This window comes from Leisingera methylohalidivorans DSM 14336 (assembly GCF_000511355.1).
Lineage (GTDB): Bacteria > Pseudomonadota > Alphaproteobacteria > Rhodobacterales > Rhodobacteraceae > Leisingera > Leisingera methylohalidivorans.
In genome coordinates this window covers 1,210,581-1,231,812 of the sequence record NC_023135.1, presented here as the reverse complement: position 1 = coordinate 1,231,812, position 21,232 = coordinate 1,210,581, and the positions used below count along the sequence as shown (strand labels likewise).

General features: G+C 64.6%; 20 protein-coding genes. 10 read left to right on the top strand and 10 right to left on the bottom strand.

Going from position 1 to position 21,232, the window contains the following annotated elements:
• Positions 1–93: 93 nt before the first annotated feature.
• Positions 94–537 (bottom strand): nucleoside deaminase, encoded by a 444-nt coding sequence (locus METH_RS06070; protein WP_024089545.1) that lies wholly within the window; start codon positions 535–537, stop codon positions 94–96.
• An 87-nt stretch (positions 538–624) separates the two neighbouring features.
• Positions 625–2,007 carry an MATE family efflux transporter gene (locus METH_RS06065; protein WP_052348673.1) on the bottom strand — a complete coding sequence of 461 codons (1,383 nt, stop codon included), beginning with the start codon at positions 2,005–2,007 and terminating at the stop codon, positions 625–627.
• Positions 2,008–2,404: 397 nt separating this feature from the next.
• On the opposite strand from METH_RS06065, the gene METH_RS24705 reads away from it, so the two are divergent.
• Entirely contained in the window at positions 2,405–2,791 is a 387-nt protein-coding gene (locus METH_RS24705; RefSeq protein WP_245602961.1) for a DUF2461 family protein, read from the top strand.
• A 4-nt stretch (positions 2,792–2,795) separates the two neighbouring features.
• Here the strand turns inward: METH_RS24705 and METH_RS06055 are convergent, their stop codons facing one another.
• On the bottom strand, positions 2,796–3,710 hold the full coding sequence (locus METH_RS06055; RefSeq protein ID WP_024089543.1) for a nickel/cobalt transporter: 915 nt from the start codon (positions 3,708–3,710) through the stop codon (positions 2,796–2,798).
• Position 3,711: 1 nt separating this feature from the next.
• Positions 3,712–4,347, bottom strand: a complete 636-nt coding sequence (locus tag METH_RS06050) for a DUF1007 family protein (protein WP_024089542.1) — start codon at positions 4,345–4,347, stop codon at positions 3,712–3,714.
• Positions 4,348–4,795: 448 nt separating this feature from the next.
• Here METH_RS06050 and METH_RS06045 point away from each other — a divergent pair, with 448 nt between their 5' ends.
• Positions 4,796–5,119 carry a lipocalin-like domain-containing protein gene (locus METH_RS06045; RefSeq protein WP_281173424.1) on the top strand — a complete coding sequence of 108 codons (324 nt, stop codon included), beginning with the start codon at positions 4,796–4,798 and terminating at the stop codon, positions 5,117–5,119.
• 151 nt (positions 5,120–5,270) lie between these two features.
• On the opposite strand, the gene METH_RS06040 is transcribed toward METH_RS06045, so the two are convergent.
• Positions 5,271–6,686 carry a pyridoxal phosphate-dependent decarboxylase family protein gene (locus tag METH_RS06040; protein ID WP_024089541.1) on the bottom strand — a complete coding sequence of 472 codons (1,416 nt, stop codon included), beginning with the start codon at positions 6,684–6,686 and terminating at the stop codon, positions 5,271–5,273.
• A 235-nt stretch (positions 6,687–6,921) separates the two neighbouring features.
• Between METH_RS06040 and parE the strand changes: the two genes are divergently transcribed.
• The 6 genes from parE (at position 6,922) to METH_RS06015 (ending at position 13,536) form a co-directional block, all read left to right on the top strand.
• Positions 6,922–8,880: a DNA topoisomerase IV subunit B gene (parE, locus tag METH_RS06035; RefSeq protein ID WP_024089540.1), complete on the top strand. Its 1,959-nt coding sequence runs from the start codon at positions 6,922–6,924 to the stop codon at positions 8,878–8,880.
• Positions 8,877–9,644, top strand: a complete 768-nt coding sequence (locus METH_RS23040) for a HEPN domain-containing protein (RefSeq protein ID WP_024089539.1) — start codon at positions 8,877–8,879, stop codon at positions 9,642–9,644. Before parE ends, METH_RS23040 begins: the two co-directional genes overlap by 4 nt.
• Positions 9,645–10,790: 1,146 nt before the next feature.
• On the top strand, positions 10,791–11,555 hold the full coding sequence (locus tag METH_RS06030; protein ID WP_024089538.1) for a hypothetical protein: 765 nt from the start codon (positions 10,791–10,793) through the stop codon (positions 11,553–11,555).
• A gap of 28 nt (positions 11,556–11,583) precedes the next feature.
• Positions 11,584–12,240, top strand: coding sequence for a DNA-3-methyladenine glycosylase I (locus tag METH_RS06025; RefSeq protein ID WP_024089537.1), 657 nt, complete (start codon positions 11,584–11,586; stop codon positions 12,238–12,240).
• Between the two features lie 18 nt (positions 12,241–12,258).
• Positions 12,259–12,939 (top strand): hypothetical protein, encoded by a 681-nt coding sequence (locus METH_RS06020; protein WP_024089536.1) that lies wholly within the window; start codon positions 12,259–12,261, stop codon positions 12,937–12,939.
• A 162-nt stretch (positions 12,940–13,101) separates the two neighbouring features.
• A complete protein-coding gene (locus METH_RS06015) occupies positions 13,102–13,536 on the top strand; it encodes a DMT family transporter (protein ID WP_024089535.1) in 435 nt (144 codons plus the stop codon).
• Between the two features lie 12 nt (positions 13,537–13,548).
• Here the strand turns inward: METH_RS06015 and METH_RS06010 are convergent, their stop codons facing one another.
• The 5 genes from METH_RS06010 to proS all read right to left on the bottom strand — a co-directional run bounded on the left by METH_RS06010 (position 13,549) and on the right by proS (position 18,191).
• Positions 13,549–13,884, bottom strand: coding sequence for a zinc ribbon domain-containing protein YjdM (locus tag METH_RS06010; RefSeq protein WP_024089534.1), 336 nt, complete (start codon positions 13,882–13,884; stop codon positions 13,549–13,551).
• 260 nt (positions 13,885–14,144) lie between these two features.
• Positions 14,145–14,465, bottom strand: a complete 321-nt coding sequence (locus METH_RS06005) for a bactofilin family protein (protein WP_024089533.1) — start codon at positions 14,463–14,465, stop codon at positions 14,145–14,147.
• A gap of 162 nt (positions 14,466–14,627) precedes the next feature.
• The gene (locus METH_RS06000; protein ID WP_024089532.1) at positions 14,628–15,311 is read right to left on the bottom strand and encodes an ABC transporter ATP-binding protein; all 684 of its coding nucleotides are present in this window, start codon (positions 15,309–15,311) and stop codon (positions 14,628–14,630) included.
• Positions 15,304–16,590: a lipoprotein-releasing ABC transporter permease subunit gene (locus METH_RS05995; RefSeq protein WP_024089531.1), complete on the bottom strand. Its 1,287-nt coding sequence runs from the start codon at positions 16,588–16,590 to the stop codon at positions 15,304–15,306. The genes METH_RS06000 and METH_RS05995 overlap by 8 nt, the downstream gene beginning before the upstream one ends.
• Positions 16,591–16,835: 245 nt before the next feature.
• Positions 16,836–18,191, bottom strand: coding sequence for a proline--tRNA ligase (proS, locus tag METH_RS05990; RefSeq protein WP_024089530.1), 1,356 nt, complete (start codon positions 18,189–18,191; stop codon positions 16,836–16,838).
• A 317-nt stretch (positions 18,192–18,508) separates the two neighbouring features.
• Here proS and speB point away from each other — a divergent pair, with 317 nt between their 5' ends.
• Both speB and METH_RS05980 read left to right on the top strand, forming a co-directional pair.
• Positions 18,509–19,411: an agmatinase gene (gene speB / locus METH_RS05985; protein ID WP_245602959.1), complete on the top strand. Its 903-nt coding sequence runs from the start codon at positions 18,509–18,511 to the stop codon at positions 19,409–19,411.
• Between the two features lie 243 nt (positions 19,412–19,654).
• Entirely contained in the window at positions 19,655–21,019 is a 1,365-nt protein-coding gene (locus tag METH_RS05980; RefSeq protein WP_024089528.1) for an FAD-dependent oxidoreductase, read from the top strand.
• The last annotated feature ends 213 nt before the right edge of the window (positions 21,020–21,232 follow it).

The window sequence follows — 21,232 nt, the reverse complement described above, 5'->3', positions numbered from 1 at the left end:
GAAAATCTCGCCAAGCCCTAGCACGAAAGACCGGTGCCAAGCCTGCGGAACCCGACGCAAAATGCCAGGGTTTCGCCAGACCTCAGGCCGCTGTCACTCGGCAATGTCCTCCGCCCACAGTTCCGGTTTTTCCCGGATGAACCGCGCCATCAGCGCGATGCAGTCCGGATCGTCGGCGATCACCACTTCAACGCCCCTTGAGCGCAGGAAATCCTCATTGCCGCCAAAATTCCTGGTGTCGCCGATCACCACCCGCGGAATGCCGAACTGCACAATGGTGCCGCTGCACATCATGCAGGGCGACAACGAGGTATAAAGCACCGTATCGCGATAGGATTTCTGCCGCCCCGCCTTGCGCAGCGCGTCCATTTCGCCATGGGCAACCGGATCGCCCTTCTGCACCCGCTGATTGCGCCCCAGCGCCACCACCCGGCCGCCGCGCGCCAGCACCGAGCCGATCGGGCAGCCGCCCTCGTCAAAACCCGCCCTGGCTTCCTCATAGGCAACGCGCAGCAGGCGTGTATCGTCATCGGTCATCATCGGGAACGGCCTCTTTTTTGGAATGCAGGCAAAGCTGTTCTGCAAGCCTGCCCAGACGCCTGCAGCTGGTCAACCCCGCCCGGCTCAGGCAGCCGGGGCGCCTGCCAGCTTGATCGACTTAATCCAGAACCGGGCCATCAGGGACACGCCCGCGGCAGTGAGCCCCGCAATCAGCCCCGCCCAGACGCCGACACCGCCCCACCCCAGCACAAAGCCAAAGACATAAGACGCCGGCATCCCGACCGCCCAATAGCTCAGCACCGCAATCACCATCGGCACGGCTGTATCCTGCACCCCGCGCAGCAGTCCCAGCGCAACCGCCTGCATCCCATCCATCATTTGAAACAGCGCTGCCGCCGCCAAAAGCCCGGTGCCGATCATCAGGATTTCCGTCTTCTGCGGATCCGCGGGGTCGAGAAACAGCGACATCAGCGGTTCGGGGATGGTCAGGAACAGGGTGACCCCGACCACCGAAAACGCCAGTGACATCACTGTCACGACCTTGCCGCCGCGCGCCATGTGATCCCGGTCGCCGCGCCCGTATGCATTGCCGGCACGGATCGTGGCCGCATTGGACAGACCCAGATGCACCATGAACGTCAGCCCCGCCAGCGAGATCGCAATCCCATGCGCGGCCAGCGGCACCGTGCCCAGCCACCCCATCATCATGGCCGAGGCCGCAAACAGGCTGGATTCAGCCAGGGTGGTCAGCCCGATCGGCGCCCCCAGGCGAAGCACCTGCCCCAGCATCTCCCAGTCGGGGCGCTGGAAGTTCTTCAGCAGCTCATGTTCCGGCAGCACCTTCAGCGCATAGGCCAGCACCAGCGCAAAGGACACCCCGTTGGTCACCAGCGACGCAATCGCCGCCCCGGTGATGCCCAGCTCCGGCGCGCCCCAGTTGCCAAAGATCAGCGCATAGTTCACCAGCGCGTTCAGCACGGCCCCGAACACCGACATCCACAGCACGATCTGGGTCCGCTCCAGCGCCGCCAGATACGATTTGGCCACCATATACAACAGGGCCGGAAAGATCGCCCAGCCTGCAATCCGCAGATACTCTGCCGCCGCATGCGCAATGTCGGCCTTCTGCCCCAGCATCAGCAGGATCGCCTCCGACCACCACAGCAAGGGCATCGCCAGCGCACCGTACAGCAGCGACAGCCACAGCCCCATCCGGGTGCTGCGCCGGATCTGCCGCTCTTCCCCGGCACCGGCCGCGGCAGCCACCATCGGCATCACCGCAAAGGCAAAGCCGGACCCCAGCAGGAAGATCGAAAAGAAATAAGTCGACCCAAGCGTCACCGCCGCCAGCTCTTGCACCCCGTAGCGGCCCAGCATCACGGTATCGGTCAGGCCGATTGCAAACTGCGCCACATGGCCGCCGACCAGCGGCAGCCCAAGGACGGCTATCGCCCTTGCATGGCCGCGCAGCGGCATTCCGGAGTGTTTATTCGCCAAGGTGTTCATGCGGCAAGCCTTAGACATGGGCGCGCGCTCCCGCAAGAGCGGAGTTCCCTTGCCCTTGCGCAGGCCTATGGTGATAGTCCCGCAGACGGATTTCCCGCCCGCGTCCCGGCAGCCTGCTGCGATGACCAACGCCCTTCCCCCGCTGATCCCCGATGCCCGATCCCCGATGCCCGTGCGTTTCCGGCAGCGCTTGCGCAGAACAACAGCCGGGACTGGTTCACGGCGCATAAGGACGGGTATGACGCAGAGGTGATATCCCCGCGCTGCGGCTGCTGGACGAGATCTTCCTAGCCATCGCCCGGCGCAGCGGCGCCCCGGTCACGGGCAAAATGTTCCGCCCCCAGCGCGACCTGCGGTTTTCCAGGGACACCCCCCCTGCAACACCCATCTGCACCTGATGTGGACGCTGAAAAGCAGCGGCTGCGCGCTGGTCTTCGGACTGGCCCCCGGCTACTGCACCGCAGGCGGCGGCATCATCGGCTTCAGCAAGCCGCAGCTGCCGCGCTGGCGGGCTGCCGTCGGCGGGGCCTATGGCGACGGGAACGCAGCGCCGGCGGACATCCTTGCGCTCAAAGGCTTCACCGTCAAAGACCCCGAGTTGAAACCCGTGCCCGCCTCCTGTCGCAAGGCCCGCCCGCACGGCCACCTGCTGCAGCGCAAGTCCCTGACCTTCTGGCACGAGATGACCGCGCGGCAGCAGGCCGCGCCGGTGCCGGCACTGATGTCAGCCGATCTCACCCGGGAGAGGGTGTTTGCCCAGCTGGACAGCGCCCTGACCGCGTGATCCCTCAAAGCGCCCGCAGCATGATCTGGCCCGCCAGCACCGCCACCACAGCGCCTGCGGCGATCTCCAGCACCGCCGCTGCCCGCAGCGCGCCTGTCCCTTGCAGCTGAACCAGCGCCCCCTTGCGCAGGGTGACCGACGCCGCCGCCACCGCCACAGTCACCGTTGCAGTGCCAAGCCCCATGGCAAAGGCACCGCCAACACCGGCCCACAACACCCCCATGCGCCAGGTCAACAGCAGCAGAAACACCGCCCCCGTGCAGGGCCGCAGCGCCACCGCGCCGATGATCGCCAGCGCATCCCGCAGCGAGGCGGCACTGGCTGCCTCCTCTGCCGTGGGCCCGTGCCGGTGGCCGCAGGCGGCACAGGCATCTCCATGGTCATGCCGCCGGTGATCCGGGTGATGCCCCGCCGGCCTGCCGGCCCGGCTGGCCAGCAGCCGCCGCGAGCCGCGCAGCAGCAGCCACAGCCCGACCAGCGCAATCAGCCCATAGGACACCGGCGCCAGCACATCCTCCGCCGCAGTGGTCAGCTGCTCCCGCCCCCAGTCCAGCAGCAGCAGCCCGCCCGCCACCAGCAGCACCGCGGTGGCCGCCTGCGCCAGCGAAGACGCCACGGCCAGCCCGGCCAGCCGTGCCAGCGGCACCGGCTTGCCGATGCCGTAACCGCCGATCACCAGCTTGCCATGCCCCGGCCCGGCGGCATGAAAGAACCCGTAGGCAAAACACAAGGCCAGCAGCGCCGTCAGCGCCCCGGGCTCACCGGCCCGCAACGCCCGCAGCCCCCGCGCCAGCGCAGTCTGCGCCTCGCGCTGGCCTTCGCCCGCCCAGGCCGCAACAGCGCCGGCGCCGCCGAACCCCCACAGCCAGACGGCGGAAACCGCAACGGCCAGTGCAGAAACTGCCAGAAAAAACCGCACCTTACGCCTCGCAGCTCAACTGCACAGTGTCGGCAAAGGCTTCGCCGACCTCCGGATACGCCGCCTCCGCCTGCTCCGCCGGCATCGCATAAAGCAGCTCTTCAACCTTGGTATAGGCCGCGTCCAGATCCGGCGGGGTGACACGCCCCTGGCAGCCGCCCGAAACCGCCAGCCCGCCGGTCAGGGTATAGGCCGTGTAATAGGTCGGATCATAAGCCTTGATCATCACCCCGTGCGCTGCCTGCGGCTGCACCAGAACGCGCCGGTGGCGGGTGGTGATGCGCCCCTCGGCGACCTCGGTGGACAAATGCTCCGGCGCCCCCAGCGCCAGCGCAGCCCCGTCACGGGTGAGGTAGGTGTCGCCCTGAAACCCCTCGGTCCACGCCATGTCAAACCCCTGCAGCCCGGCCAGCTCCGCGGCTGTCAGCGCGCCGTCATAATCGCCGTCCAGCCCCCGGTCCTCGAAAATCAGCAGTGAATAGAACTCGTCATAGGCCCAGGTGATTTCCACCGCCTGCAACTGCCCGCTGTCCGAAACAATCACCTTCAGCGCGGTATCGACAAAAATATGCGGATGCGACCCGGCATCCTGCGGGGCCAGCAGCGCAGCGGCAAGCAAAGGAACCAAATGTTTCATGATCACAGCTTTACGCCCCAATCCGCAGCCCCGCAACTGCCGGGCCAAGAACCGGCAGGCTTCAGCCCGGCAGCGTCTTTATGGTTGAATATACTCCGGGGTGAGGCCGCAAGGCCGAGGGGTAGCGCCCCTTGCCTGTCCGCTGCCGCCCGGATCTTTCGGCGATCGCACCCGCCCCGAAAATTAAGGGGGTGTCCGCATACCGTGTTGGGAAAATTTCGGGCCATCTGTCGATTGGAAAGTTGGAAAGCTGCCCTCGCTTTGAACCGCCTTTAGATCAGTGCGCTGGTGGTATGGGGGTATAAAGGGCATGATCCGGTGGAGTTTTCAGACAGAGGTGGCATGTATGTCAGTTTCGGAGGAATTGATAGGTTCATGGCGTATGGATACGTGGACCCGCACATCGGTTACGACGGGCGAGACCACTGACGCGTGAGGTCCCTCTCCGATAGGTTTTATCGCAGACCATCGCTGTGGACGGATGATGGCATCAGTCTTTCGCCGTGATCGTTTTCCGCCAAAAGATCAGGCGTGGACGATGGAGGGGAAAGCGAAGTTGTTCGATGACATTCTCGCATATGTCGCCAGCTACCGCCTCGATGGAAACCGTGTCATTCACGAGGTTGAAGGCTCTTGGAACCCGAACTGGCAGGGGGCGCTGGAGCGCCCGTTCACGCTTGTGGGAGATAGGCTGGTCATCAGTGGCGCTCCCGGCATCGACCCTGCAACCGGGGAGGAAGTGATCTACCGGATGGAGTTTACCAAGGGCTGATCTACCGAACTTTCGTAGCAGACCTTTCCGCCAGTTTTGATGCAAACCAGCACGATATGCGGACACACCCAGAATTAATGAAACCGGACGCCGCAACTGGTCTGCCGCCCGGCCGCCCGCTCTTGCAAGAGACCGGGCGCCTCTCAACGCCTCATACTGCCGCCTCCCGCGCCACCGCGGCAACCGCCGCCGCCACATCCGCCTCACGGCTGCGGTGGTTGGTGATCGCGGCGCGCAGCATCACCCGGCCCTGCGAACGGGTGGTGGAAAACACCGCCTCGCCGCTTTCCTGCAGGGTCTGGGCAACCCGCGCATTCACCTCTGACTGCTTTTCAGGCGCCAGATCGCTGCGGGCGGTGAACACGCAGACATTCGACACCACCGGCGCCCCCAGCGCCATTTCCGGCTGCGCCTCAACCTGCGCCGCCATATACGCCGCCAGCGCGCAATTGCCGGTGATCGCCTCGGAAAACGCCGCCTCGCCATAGGTCTCCAGCGCGGTCCAGATCTTCAGCGCCCGGTTGCCGCGGCTCAGATCAATGCCGTAATCGCAGAACCACGGCTCGCCGCCCGCCAGCCCGCGCTCGGCCCCTTCCAGATACGACGGCCGCGCCGAAAACGCCGCCCGGTGCTCGTCTTCATTGCGCAGCAGCGCCATGCCGCAGTCATAGCCCACATACATCCACTTGTGGAAATCCAGCGCGATGCTGTCGGCCCGTCCGATCCCGTCGGACAAGGACCGCCAAGGCTCCGCCGCGATCCGTGTCCAGGCGCCAAAAGCCCCGTCTACATGCAGCCACAGCCCCAGTTCTGACGCCGCATCCGCCAGCGCATTCAGATCATCATAGAGCCCCAGATCCACCGAGCCGGCGGTGCCCACCACCAAAAAGGGCAGCGCGCCTGCGGCCTTGTCCTCTGCCACCATCGCCGCCAAAGCCGCACAGTCGATCTGCCCGTCCTTCAATGGCACCTTGCGCAGATTGTCCGAACCGATGCCCAGCAGCTCCACCGCCTTCAGCGTTGCATTGTGGACGCCCTCGCCGGCATAGGCGGTCAGCCGCACGCCACCCTGGCCACGCTTGCGCAGATCCTTCATCACCCGCAGCCGCGCCGCCTGAAAGGCAATCACGGTGGCCTGCGAGGTGCCCGTGACCAGCAGCCCGCTGGCGCCTTCGGGCATCCCCATCTTGCGGCGGGTCCAATCCACCACCGCGCGCTCCATGTAATTCGCGCCGTGATCGCGCCCGCCCATATTGGCATTCACTGCCGCCGCCGCGACCGAAGCGATCAGGTCCGTCGCCAGCCCCGACCCCTGCACCCAGCCCCAGAACCGCGGATGGGTGTTGCCGCCATGATACGGCAGCACATCGCGGATGATCCGGTCCACCGCCGCCTGCGGCCCCTGCGCCTCCGCCGTCACCGCATAGCGCGCATCGATGTCCTCAGGCACCGGCTGCCAGGGGCGCTCCGCGGCCTGTTGCATCTGATCCAGAGCCGCCTCCAGCATCCGCTGCGCCTCCTCCCGGAACGCCGCCCAGTCCTGCGTCTTGATCCCTTTGCCAGCCACCCGCGTGCCCTCCTCATGCCATTCGCTGTCCGAGGTCTATCCGGCAGGCCCTGTCCCTGCACGGGAAATATCGACGCAGCCGGCAAACCGGAACTTACCTTCGATGGTCTGAAAACAAGTCTCCTCCAGCCGCCCCGGCCGCCTTATCCACAGCCCCTTGCGTGCCTCTTCCACCCGGCCCCGACACCTGCCATAATGGTTGCCAATCAACACCAAGGAAGAGCAGTTCCCGCACATGGCCGACGACCTCCTCAGCACGCCTGCAGCCGACACCTATGACGCCTCCTCAATCGAGGTTCTGGAAGGGCTCGAACCGGTCCGCCAGCGCCCCGGCATGTACATCGGCGGCACCGATGAGCGCGCGCTGCACCATATGGTCGCCGAGATCCTCGACAACTCGATGGACGAGGCCGTCGCGGGCCATGCCAACCGCATCGAAGTCACCCTGAACGCGGATTATTCCGTCACCATCACCGACAACGGCCGCGGCATCCCGATCGATCCGCACCCCAAGTTCCCGGACAAATCCGCGCTTGAGGTGATCCTCTGCACCCTGCACGCAGGCGGCAAATTCTCCGGCAAGGCCTATCAGACCTCCGGCGGCTTGCACGGCGTCGGCTCCTCGGTGGTGAACGCGCTGTCGGATTCGCTGGTGGTGCAGGTGGCCAAGAACAAGGAACTGTTCGAACAGCGCTTCTCGCGCGGGCTGCCGCTGGGGCCGGTGGAGAAAATCGGCGCCGCCCCCAACAAGCGCGGCACCTTCGTGACCTTCCACGCGGATGAGCAGATCTTCGGCTCGCACCGCTTCAAGCCCGCCCGCCTGTTCAAACTGGTGCGCTCCAAGGCCTATCTGTTCTCCGGCGTCGAGATCCGCTGGAAGACCCTGATCGACGACGGCGAGACGCCGACCGAGGCCACCTTCCATTTCCCCGGCGGCCTCAAGGACTACCTGACCGAAGTGCTGGGAAAATCCTCCGTCTATGCCGACGCGCCCTTTGCCGGCAAGGTCGAGTTCCGCGAGAAATTCAACGCCCCGGGCTATGTCGAATGGGCGATCAACTGGACCCCGTCGCGCGACGGCTTCACCCAGTCCTACTGCAACACCGTCCCCACGCCCGAGGGCGGCACCCATGTGGCCGGCTTCTGGTCCGCAATCCTCAAGGGGATCAAGGCCTACGGCGAGCTGGTCGGCAACAAGAAGGCCGCCCAGATCACCCGCGACGACCTGATGGCGGGCGGCTGCGCGCTGGTCAGCTGCTTCATCGCCGACCCCGCATTCGTCGGCCAGACCAAGGACCGCCTCTCAACCGAAGCGGCCTCCAAAATGGTGGAAAACTCGGTCCGCGACCATTTCGACAACTGGCTTGCCGCCGACACCAAATCGGCCGGCGCCATCCTCGATTTCCTGGTCCTGCGCGCCGAGGAACGCCTGCGCCGCAAGCAGGAGAAAGAGACCCAGCGCAAATCCGCCACCAAGAAGCTGCGGCTGCCGGGCAAGCTCACCGACTGCACCTCGAAAGACCGCGCCGGCACCGAATTGTTCATTGTCGAGGGCGACTCGGCCGGCGGCTCCGGCAAGGGCGCGCGCAACCGGGTCAATCAGGCGCTCTTGCCCTTGAAGGGCAAGATCCTGAACGTGCTGGGCGCGGCTTCCAACAAGATCGGCACCAACGCCGAAATCCGCGACCTGTGCGAGGCGCTTGGCGTCGGCACCGGCACCAAGTTCAACCTCGACGATCTGCGCTATGACAAGATCATCATCATGACCGATGCCGACGTCGACGGCGCCCATATCGCTTCGCTCCTGATGACCTTCTTCTTCACCCAGATGCGGCCCCTGATCGACGGCGGCCACCTCTACCTCGCCTGCCCGCCGCTGTTCCGCCTGACCCAGGGCGCGAAACGCGTCTACTGCCTGGACGAGGCCGAACGCGACGCCTGGCTGGAAAAGGGCCTGGGCGGCAAAGGCAAGATCGACGTCAGCCGCTTCAAGGGGCTTGGCGAAATGGACGCCAAGGATCTGAAAGAGACCACGATGGACCCCGCCACCCGGAAATTGATCCGGGTGACAATCGACGAGGACGAGCCCGGCGAGACCGGCGAGCTGGTCGAACAGCTGATGGGCAAGAAACCCGAGCTGCGCTACCAGTATATCCAGGAAAACGCGAAGTTCGTGGAGGAGCTGGATGTTTGAGGGATTCAGCTGATCGAGATGAAATCAACTTCGCCAACTACGTCCACGGTGTATTCCTGCGCCCTGCCGACGAAGATTATTTAATCGCACGAATGAGCGCAAAAAATGGGTTTTGGAACCATTTCTGCTGGAGCGCCCAGCAATCGCTAGAGAAGTACCTAAAATGCTATCTGGCGCTGAGGCATGTTTCGATTCGCTTCGGGAATCGAAACACGCATGACCTAGAGAAACTACTTCAGCGGACACTTTCTCAAACCAACGAATTTGACGACAGAGCGATCTGCGCGCCCTCAGGTTTTCCATCGGAACTAGTCAAGCAAGCTGACTTCGGAGAAAAAATATCGTCCTTTGTTTCACGGGTGAATAATTACGGGCAACCCCGTCAAAGGTATCGGGAGGTTGGATACCTGATCGAACCTGGAGATGTTCACAAATTGGACGATTTGGCCCGCTCTCTGCGTAAATTGTGCTTTGAATGCCGAGACTTTGAAATTAGCTCTGGAAGGCAAGTTTTACAGCAGGGCAAATGGGTTATCATTAAAGACAGCATTCCAAAGGAACCCAAGACATTTCGGGTGAACGGAGATTACCGTTCCGAATTAACTTATGGAAACTACGCCTTCTTTCCTGACTTAGCGCGGTCTGAAAGACAGACGATAATGGCACATTGTTATCAGCTAGGTTCTCTTACACGCATCGAGAAGCGGTTGAACATTTCAGATGCCAACATAGTCACGTTACGCAATCTCGGTGTAATTGATTAACCCTTCCCACCCGTGACACAAGGCCCGCGCCTGACCTTGGGAGGGTGCGAATGCGCCTTCCCGGGGGGAAGGTCAGGCGCGGGCCGTGCGGCTGACGCCTCACGTCCCAAAAGAAATCCAGCCAGCGCCGCACTTCGATTTGCACGGTTGGTTGCGAAGGGCTCCGCCCGTCCCCGCCTCAAACAGTCCCCCGGACTGTTTGTCCCTACGGGATCCGGCGTGAACTCCCAAAGGTAAGGTCAGGCGCGGGCCGTGCGGCTGACGCCTCTCGTCCCAAAAGAAATCCAGCCAGCGCCGCACTTCGATTTGCACGGTTGGTTGCGAAGGGCTCCGCCCGTCCACGCCTTTAACAGTCTCCCGGACTGTTTGTCTCTTCGGGATCCGGCGTGAACTCCGGGGGACAGTTTCAGGTCGAAACGGGCGGAGCCCAAGGCGCGGGCCATGCGGCTGGCGCGCCACGTCCCAAAGGGGCACACCACCACCCCATCCACCTTCGCCAAATACTCCCGCCGGAGGCATCCCAACGACAGGTCTGCGCCTGCCTGGGCGGGCGCGAATGCGCCTGTCCGTTTTGCCGGAGGCAAACCTCCGGTTTGACGGGCAGGCAGGCGCAGACCGGGCCGCAAGCGCCCCGGTCAAAAGCGTTGCGCCAAACCCCAACACACCGCACGCCCCGCTTGGCCGCCCTTAACCGGGGCCTGCCATACTGCAATGCGTCGCGGCACCGGTGCGGGCTGACACCCCGCACCACCAGGAGATACGGACCCCCGAAGACCACCTCTTCATCGGGTGCAGGGGGGTTCCGCAAACAGGAAGCTTTCAAGCGGACATGGGGCCTTGCGATCCCCATCCGGCCCTCCGCCACAGGCCCATCCGGGCCCTGGCGGCGCCGCCTCCTCCGACCCGGCCAGACCACCCCGGCCTTAAGCACATAACGGCCACCCGGCCCCAGACAGCAGACCCCCCGGACGGAGCCCCGCTCCCGCCCGGCCAGACCCATGCCAGCCCCATGCCGAACCCATGCCAGACCCATGCCAGCCCCATGCGCGCGCGCCGCCGCATGACAGCTGCGTGAGGGCGGTTGCCTGAAACCCCCTCCTCTCCCTAAGGTTATCCCGACAGCAACAACGCAAAAGAGATCCGGGCATGGCCTTCATCGCAGACAACCAGCTGCCCCTGCTGCTGCTGTTCTTCCTGGCGGGCCTCATCGGCACCGCCTGCCTGTTCCGCAAACCCGCGGGCCACCGGGCCTGGAAACTGGCGGATCTGGTGTGGGTGGTGCTGGGCGGCTTCGGCGCGCTGGCCGCGGTGGTCTCCGGCATCTACGCCGCCGACAGCTCCAAGCTCGAACGCCAGATCGACATCGCCTATGCCGCCACCGCCGCCTTCGACCGCGACGCCGCCCGGTTCCGGCTCAGATTCTGCGAACCCGCCTATGACGCCGACATCGCGGTCCTGTGCGGCAAGGTCGAATTCCTCTCCGCCTCGACCGCCGGCAACGCCGAACTGCCGCTGTTCATCGCAGTGACCGATGAGGTCGCGCCGCTGCAGGGTCTCAGCTTCCTGTTCGGCACCGGCGCAGGCGGCAGCGGCGCGATGCAGGACATGAAAGCCCAGGCCAGCGCCTTTGACCCGGCCGCCTTCCTGGTCTTCACCGCGCTGGACGACACCGCCCAGGCGGCCGTTGACAACATGCGCCGCAAGGTGCCCGCCATTGCCGGCGACTACCTGATCATCGCCCGCGCCTATGACGCCCTGATCGCCCATGTGTCCAAGCTGAAGGACGAATGGGAATACCTGCAGGCCAACGCCCATATCCTGGTCTGGCAGATCATCGCGCTGTGCCTGGTCAGCTTTGCGGCCCCGTTCCGGCTCGGCAAATCGATTGTCGAGCTGCGCGCGCGCCGCTAACCTCTGCCGGCACGCTCAGGGATTTGCCATGCGAACGTTCGACGAGATCCACGCCATCGCCGCAGACCGCCACGGCGGCGCAACGGCGCTGGAAGCAAAACTCACCAGACCCGGCCCCGACGCCACCGCCCTGCCCGAGGACCGCTGGCTGGCAACCATGACCAAATGCATCTTCCAGGCGGGTTTCAATTGGAAGGTGATCGAGGCCAAGTGGGACGGGTTCGAAGAGGTCTTTCACGGCTTCGACCCCGGGTCCTGCGCCTTTATCGCTGAAGAGGAATTCGACCGGATCCTGCAGGACACACGGGTGGTCAGAAACGGCGCCAAACTGGCCAGCGTACGCGAAAACGCCGCCTTCCTGATGGACCTGCGCGCGGACGGCGGAGCAGGCCAGGTTCTGGGCGGCTGGCCCTCCACCGATTACACCGGCCTCTTGGACATGCTCAAGAAACGCGGCAGCCGGCTGGGCGGCAGCACCGGCCAATACGCCATGCGCTTTGCCGGCCGCGACAGTTTCATCCTGTCCCGGGACGTCACCGCCCGGCTGATCGCCGAAGGGGTGATCGGCAAACCCGCCGCCTCCAAGACCGCGATGAAAGCGGTGCAGGCCGCCTTCAACACCTGGATGGAGCAATCGGGCCGCACATTGACCGAAATCAGCCGCGTGCTGGCGATGAGCTGCTGACCGGATGGCCGCGCCCGGATGATCCGCCTTCTGCTTCTTGCCCTTCTGGCTCTCGCCGCCTGCGGCCGCCCGCTGACGGACACGGAACGCGCCTATCTGGCCGGGCTGCACGGCTCCAGCCTGGACACCGGAAAGCTCCGCATCGTGAAGGGCGCGCCGGTTGCCGCCATCACCTTCCGCCGCACACAGCGCCCGCGCGTCACCTGCCGCGAACGCATCCTGCCGCCGGTCACCGACGAGGTCATCACCTCCTCCCCCGCCGCCGTTGCGCTGTTCAACCGGATCTTTTTCGTCCGGGACTGGTACGCCGGAAATTACCTGCCGGACTACCCGGACAAGCTGCACCTGGTCGAGGCGATGCTGCTGGCGCATGAGGCGACCCATATCTGGCAGTGGCAGAACCGCAGGCAAACCGGCTACCACCCGCTGCGCGCCGCCGCCGAGCATGGCGGCCGCCGCGATCCCTACCTGTTCGACCTGGAGGGAGATCCGGATTTCCTCACCTATGGGTTTGAGCAGCAGGGCGCCATCATCGAGGAATACGTCTGCTGCCGCGCCCTGGCGCCGCAGGCGGCACGGACCCGCCGGCTGCACGGGATGCTGGCGGCGGCCATGCCGGTAAGCGCCCTGCCGCAAAGCCGCGAAAGCGATGTCTACCTGCCCTGGAAAAACGCCGAATTGCGCGGCATCTGCGACTGACCCTGCGTTTCCCGGCGCCGCTCGCGCTTGCGGAAAACAGTTTTGGAAACCCGGCTCTTCAGGGCTGGGCTCCGCACCCGCGTCCGGCGCCGCAACGTCGCACTTGTTCCGGCAGGCCGATTGCGTCCAGAACGGTCCCGCAACCATGAAAGGCACAGGTCCATGACACAATACGCCCTCATCATGCTGGCCGCCGGCCTTGGCATCCCGGTGCTGGCCGCCCTGAATGCGGCCCTGGGCAAGCTGATCGGCTCACCCGCTTCAGCCGCGGTGGTGCTGTTCCTGATCGCGCTGGTTTCGACCCTTATCTATTGCCTGATCGCCGGACCGCAAGCCCTGGCGAAAATCCCGGCGGCACCGAAACACCTGCTGCTGGCGGGTGTGCTGGTGGCCTTCTACGTGCTGTCCATCACCTATGTGGCGCCGCATTTCGGGGTCGGCAACGCGGTGTTCTTTGTGCTGATCGGCCAGCTGATCTCGGCGGCGGCCATCGACCACTACGGGCTGTTCGGCGCCCAGATCAGCCCGCTGACCCTGACCCGCACAGCCGGCATTTCGGTGATGGCTCTGGGGGTCTGGATCACTCAGATGGCCTAAGGCGCAGGCGCCTTAGCCGGACACCTTCTTCACAAACTGCGACTTCAGACCGATCGGGCCGACCCCCGGCACCTTGCAGTCGATGTCGTGATCGCCATCCACCAGCCGGATGCCGCGGACCTTGGTGCCGACCTTGATCACCGAGGACGTGCCCTTCAGCTTCAGGTCCTTGATCACCGTCACCGTATCGCCGTCGCACAGCACATTGCCAACGCTGTCGCGCACCTGCGCTTCCTGCCCGTCGGCTACGCCCCATTCATGCGCGCATTCGGGGCAGATAAGCAAAGCATCCACCTGGTAAGTGTAGGAAGAGGCGCATTCGGGGCACGGAGGCAAAGTGTCAGTCATGACTCCGCCAATAGCCTCTGATCCGGTTGGAAGCCAGCCAAAGAGTGCCTGGCGCTGCCATATGTTCGGGCCGGCCGCAGGCGGTGCGGGGCCTGTCCGGTCCAATGTCCGCCCGCCTGCCGCCTGCCCGGATACGCCCGCGCAGATCAGCAGACCGCCGGCAGCCTGGCCGCCAGGGCGGCGGCAGCAGCCTTGCAGGCCCGGCACCAGGCCGCTTCGCCGCGCCGGCCGAGACCGGCTGCAGGGCTGGGGTCAGGCCCTTACCCCTTCTTGCCGGCGATCCGGATTGTGCCTTCCACCTGGGCGCCGCTTTCGGTGGCCATGCTTTGGGCAGACACATCCGCCTTTACCTGCGAACTGGCCGCCAGCCGCAGGTCCTCGCACTGGATCTTGCCGCTGTAGATGCCTTCAACGGTCACCGACTTCGCGCTCAGGGCGCCGTCAACCGTGCCGCCCGCATGCACCGTGACCGCCTGCGCCGACAGATCGCCGACGACCCGCCCGCGGACCTCGACACTGCCTTTGCTGGAGGTGATATTGCCCTCAATCGTCACATCTTTTTCGATTACCGAATTCACCACGTCTCAGCCCCTTCTGCGCATTCCCGGTCAGCCTAGCCTGAAAGGCCCGGTTTGCACAGCTGATAGCAAACCGCCGCGCCGGGCCATAGCCCGGCTGTGCCGCCCCCGGCAGAGATCCGCCTGCCGCCGCCGCCTGCCGCCGCCGCACGGGCGGAAAAATGGCTAAACCGGCACCAGCAGCCCGTCCTGCAGTTTCACCTGCCGGTCCATGCGTGCGGCCAGTTCCAGGTTGTGGGTGGCAATCAGCGCCGACATTCCGGTGCCGCGCACCAGCTCCATCAGCGCTGCAAACACCTGGTCAGCGGTGCCGGGGTCAAGGTTCCCCGTCGGCTCATCCGCCAGCAGCACCCGCGGCGCATTGGCCAGCGCCCGGCAAAAGGCAACCCGCTGCTGCTCGCCGCCCGACAGTGCCGCCGGGCGGTGACCGGCCCGGCCCGCAAGGCCGACAGCGGCCAAAAGATCCGCTGCCCGCGCCGCGGCGGCCTTCTGCGCCGCGCCATTGGCCAGCTGCGGCAGCACGATGTTTTCCAGCGCCGAGAACTCCGGCAGCAGATGGTGGAACTGATAGACAAAGCCGACTTCCTGCCTGCGCACGCGGGTGCGGCGGCGGTCGCCCTTGCGGGTCACGTCCTCGCCCGCAACCCGCACCTCGCCCGCGTCCGGCGTGTCGAGCAGGCCCGCGATATGCAGCAGTGTCGATTTACCGGCACCGGAAGGCGCCACCAGCGCCACCACCTCGCCCGCCTGCAAGGCCAGATCGGCCCCGCGCAGAACATCGACCTGACCGGGCGTGCCCTGCAGATAGGATTTGCTGATCCCCGTCAGCTCCAGCGTCGGTTCACTCATAGCGCAGCGCCTCCACCGGGTTCAGCCGCGCCGCGCGGCGGGCCGGGAAAATGGTCACAAAGAACGACAGCCCCAGCGACAGGGCAACAGCCGACAGCACATCGCCCGGACGCAGCTCGGCCGGCAGCGCATAGATGCCGCGGATCGACGGGTCCCAGACACCGCCGCCCATCAGGTAGTTCACAAAAGAGAAGATCGGGTCGATATAAAGCGCAAACAGGCAGCCCAGCAGCACGCCGAACAGCGTGCCCAGCACCCCGGTAAAGGCGCCGCAGATGAAGAACACCCGCATCACCGAGCCTTCGCTGAGACCGATGGTGCGCAGGATGCCGATGTCGCGGCCCTTGTTCTTGACCAGCATGATCAGGCCCGAGACGATGTTCATCGCCGCGATCAGCACCAGGATCGACAGGATGATGAACATCACGTTATCCTCGACCTCCAGGGCCCGCAGGAACCCGCCCGAGGCATCGCGCCAGGTCCACACCCCCGCGGTGCCGCCCGCCGCCGCCAGGATCGCAGCTGCCATGGCATCGACGTCTTCCGGGTCCTCGACCATCACCTCGATCTCATCCGCCGCACCTTCGCGGTTGAAGAAGCTCTGCGCCTCGGCAAACGGCAGGTAGACGCGGGTGCGGTCGATGTCCCAGCGCCCGGCGGTGAAGATGTAGACCACCTCATAGGCATTGACCCGCGGGCTGGTGCCGAATGCGGTCTTGACCCCGTTGGGCGAGATCAACTTGATCTTGCCGCCCAGGCCCACCCCCAGTTCGCGCGCCACCCCCGAGCCGATGGCGATGCCGTCTTCAAACCGCGCCAGATCGCCCAGCGCCTCTTCGCTTTGGGCCACGCCGGGGATGCCTTTGATGTCCTCGGCCGAAATCCCGAACACCTCGACACCTGCGTTGCGCTGGCGCAGGTTCGCCATCACCTGGCCTTTGACCAGCGGCGCTGCACGGGTGACCCCGGGGACAGCGGCCACCGTTTCAGCAAGCGCCTCATACTCTGTCAGCGAGCGGTCCAGCACCCCGGCCCCGGTCACCTCGCCATAGGAATACAGCGTCACATGCGCGTTGGCGCCCAGGATGGTGCCGACAAACTCCGAACGGAAGCCCGACCGCACCGCCAGCGTCGCAATCAGCGCAAACACCGCGAGCGTAATACCGATGAGGCTGATCCAGGTCATCACGCTGACCCCGCCCTCGGCCTTGCGGGCGCGCAAGTACCGCCAGGCGATGATCCATTCGAAACGTGAAAACGGCGGAGGTGTCTTGGCCATAAGCGGTCCTGCCCGGAAAATTTGCCTGCAACCTGTGCTGCCGGGCGCGCGGGGTCAAGGTGTGGTTGCAGATCGGCCGGATAATCCGCCAGCCACGGCAGAAAGCGGCCACCGCAGACCACCCGAAACTTTTGAGAAAAAGATCTGCCAGGAGTTTTCCTGAAACTTCCCGGCCGCGGACATGCAAAAAAGGGCGCGAAGCCGCGCCCTTTTTCCTGCAATCATTTCAGCCGAGTGACCGGTGGTCAGAAGCCACGGCCGGTCGGGTGCTTGGCATAGACCGCGGCCACCTTCCTGACCGCCTCTTCCGGGCTCAGCTCCTCGCTCTCGCCGCTGCGGCGCGAAGTCAGCTCGACCACGCCGTTCTTCAGCCCGCGCGGGCCGACCGTGATGCGCCACGGCAGGCCGATCAGATCCATGGTGGCAAACTTGCCGCCTGCCCGTTCCTTGCGGTCATCATAAAGCGGGTCCAGCCCGGCCGCGGTCAGCGCGGCATAAAGCTGGTTGCAGGCGGCGTCCGCCTCGTCGTCGCCCTGCTTGAGGTTGACGATACCGCAGTGGAACGGGGTCACGCCCTCGGGCCAGATGATGCCCTTGTCGTCGTGGCTGGCCTCGATGATCGCCCCCAGCAGGCGGCTGACGCCAATGCCATGGCTGCCCATATGCACCGGCACCGGTTTGCCGTCCGGCCCCTGCACGGTGGCGCCCATCGCCTCGGAATATTTGGTGCCGAAATAGAAGATCTGCCCCACCTCGATGCCGCGGGCGACGCGGCGGCGCTCCTCGGGGATCTGGTTGAACAGGGCTTCGTCGTGGGTCTCGTCGGTGCGGGCGTATTTCGAGGTGAACTCCTCCAGCACGCCCTGGCACTGCGCGACGCTGTCATAGTCGATTTCGCGGTCGCCGAAGGTCAGATCGGTGACGGCGCTGTCATAGAACACCTCGGACTCGCCGGTGTCGGCCAGCACCAGGAATTCATGGGTGTCATCGCCGCCGATGGGCCCGGAGTCGGCCCGCATCGGGATCGCCTGCAGCCCCATCCGCTCATAGGTGCGCAGATAGCTGACCAGATGGCGGTTGTAGGCGTGCAGCGCGTCTTCCTTGGTCAGGTCGAAGTTGTAGCCGTCCTTCATGTAGAATTCGCGGCCGCGCATCACGCCGAAGCGCGGGCGGATCTCGTCGCGGAATTTCCACTGGATCTGATACATGGTCAGCGGCAGATCCTTGTAGCTGCTGACATGGGCGCGGAAGATGTCGGTGATCAGCTCTTCGGCGGTCGGGGTGAACAGCATGTCGCGGTCATGCCGGTCCTTCATCCGCAGCATTTCCTGGCCATAAGCCTCGTACCGGCCGCTCTCGCGCCACAGATCGGCGGACTGCATGGTCGGCATCTGCATCGGGATGTGGCCGGCGCGGATCTGCTCGTCATGGACGATGCTTTCGATCTTTTTCAAGACCTTGAAGCCAAGCGGCAGCCAGGAATAAATCCCGGCGGAGGATTGCTTGATCATCCCGGCGCGCAGCATCAGCCGGTGGCTGACGATCTGGGCTTCCGAGGGGTTTTCCTTCAGAACCGGCAGGAAATAGCGGGACAGGCGCATCTTGGCTCCATCAATGATGTGTGGTCGGGGTCCCGCCCGGTGTAGTGGCTGTGACGGCGACGGGCAAGGGCAGAGGTGAGTGAAGGCCGGGCGGCGCAATTTGGCAGGCCCCAACGCGCCCGGGCAGCAGCGCGGGTAAGCCTGGCTCTAACCAAAGAACAGGAAACATTTAATCGGAAACGGCCTCGGGACAGGCAAAGATTACACTGCGTTAGGACTACCCGATATGCGCCGGAATAAACCGGCCGCTGTCGCCTCAGAGTTTGGAGACGAATATGGTAGATTCAACTGACCGCGCCTTCCACGGAAATCACGCCATGGGGATCGGCTATGAGCCGACCTACAGCGGCGCAACCAGCCTTTTCAGGCGCCAATACTCCCGGGACTTGCAGGATGCAGACATTGTGACATGGGGTATTCCCTATGATCTATCAGTGACCAACCGGCCCGGATGCCGTTTCGGTCCTCGCGCCATTCGCGCGGTTTCAACCAATCTTGCCTGGGATGGTGGACCTTGGCCTTGGGGGTTCGACCCGTTTGAGAACCTGAAAATGGTCGACTACGGTGATTGCAGCTTTGACCCGGGCTTTCCTATGGAGGTTCCCCGGAAAATCTATGAGGAGGCAAAAAGCATTCTCACGTCAGACGCTTTTCTGCTGACAATGGGTGGCGACCATTCGGTGACCTACCCGATCCTGAAAGCCCAGGCCGAACGCCATGGGCCCATCTCGCTGATCCAGATCGACGCCCATTCCGACACCTGGGAAGAAACCCCGAAGCGGCTGGATCATGGATCAATGTTCTACCATGCCGCGACCGAAGGGATTTTGTCCCCGGAGACATCGGTGCAGGCTGGCATCCGCACGTTGAACAGCAAAACCCATGGTTTCAATATCCTGGATGCCCAATGGGTCCATGAAAACGGCATTGACGCAACCGTTTCCCGAATCAAGGACCTGGTTGGGGACCGCCCCGCCTATCTTACGTTTGATATTGATGCGCTTGATCCGGCCTATGCACCGGGAACTGGAACCCCTGTCTGCGGCGGACTTTCGACCTGGCAGGCTCAATCTTTGGTTCGCAAGCTTGGCGGTGTCAATCTGATCGGTGCGGACCTGGTGGAAGTCTCGCCTCCTTTCGATCACGCAGAGATCACCGCGCTGGCCGGCGCTTCGCTTCTGCTGGACATGGTGTGTCTCGTCGCATCCAACCGCCAGTAGCTTTACAGGGAGCAAGCATTGCCTTGCTCCCTTCCAGCCAAACCCCCGCTATACCGGGTAGCCTTAGTCTCCGGACAAGGGGAAGCGCCGGGCGGTGCCTATATGAACAGGATGTTGACGCTCCCTGCCCCTTCCTGGCCGCTTTTTGGCGCCGCATGACGCAATTGAACTTGAACCGCTATTCAAGATTCTAAAGTGTTAGCGGAAACGCTTCAGCGGAACCGAGTCCTTGGGGAGAGAGACGTGACCAAAACCATCCATGAGCCGGCGCGCGAAGTTCCGGTCATCCATGAAACCGAGGTGCTGGTTGTGGGCTCCGGCCCCGGCGGGCTGGCGGCGGCGCTGGCGGCGGCGCGGGCGGGGGCAGAAGTCGCTCTGCTGGACCGTTTCGGCTGTTTCGGCGGCAACATCACCACCGTGGGTGTCGAGGGCTTTGCCTGGTACCGGCATGAACAGACGGTCGAGGCCCGCGGTATCGGCTGGGAGTTCGAGGAGCGCGCCAAGGCGATGGGCGCCGCGGTTCCGGAAAGCCAGTCGCTGTCTTATGAGCTGGACAGCGAAGGGTTCAAGCTGGTCGCCGACAGGCTGGTCGAAGAGGCCGGCATCCATCCGATGCTGCACCGGGTCTTTGTGGCCCCGATCCGCGACGGCAACCGGATCACCGGCGTGATTGTCGAGAGCAAGGCAGGCCGCGAGGCGGTGCTGGCCAAGCGGGTGATCGATGCGACCGGCGACGCGGACATCGCCCATATGATGGGCGCGCCCTGCCTGAAAACGCCGGTGGAGGAGATGCAGGCGGCCAGCGTCATGTTCCACATCGCCGGCGTCGACAAGCAGAAGTTCATGGAGGGCGTGAAGGCCGACCCGCAGACCTATGCCAACTGGTCCACCGGCGAATGGCAGGTGGAGACCAGCGGCAAGGAGGACGAGATGTTCTCGCCTTTCCTCGCCAAACCCTTTGGCCAGGCGATCCGCGACGGGGTAATCCCGGCGCATCTCAATACCATCGGCGGCACCTGGGGCGCGGTGCATGACTCGGGCGAGATGACCTATATGAACCTGGTGCATCTGGGCGGGATCGACGGCACCGACCCCGACAGCATGACCAAGGGCGAGATCGAGGGCCGCAAACAGGCAATGCACGCGATTGACGCGCTGCGCGCCTATACGCCGGGCTGCGAGGGCGCCCGGCTGCGGAACTTCGGCATGACCATCGGTATCCGCGACACCCGCAAGATCGACGCGGTGCACAACATCACCGAGGGGGAGACCCGCAACCAGGGCCGGTTCGAGGACAGCATCGGCATCTACCCCGAGTTCATCGACGGTTACGGCGTGCTGATCCTGCCCACCACCGGGCGCTACATGCAGATCCCATACCGCGCGATGCTGCCCAAGGGCGTCGAAAACCTGCTGGTGACGGGCCGCGCCATCGGCGGCGACAGGATCGCCCATGCCGCGACGCGCAACATGGCCTGCTGCGCCGTGGCGGGCCAGGGCGCGGGCATCGCAGCGGCGCTGTCGGTGAAATCAGGCTGCGCGTTCGGCGCGGTGGACATCACCGCCGTGCAGGCGGAACTGAAACGCCAGGGCGTGCGGATCCATTGATGATGGCGATTCCGGCCATCGGCATTGCGGCCATTGGACGGCCGAGGCCTGGCGCACCAGCTGGCCGGCTCAGGCCGCGGATGCGGACACACCGGAGCTGGGCACGGTAAACAGCTGGAACGGCAATCCGACCCAGAACCAAGGGACCGCCCCGCCCCGCAAGAGACGGAGCGCCCGCCCGCACTGTAAGGGCGGGCGGAACCCCTCCACCAG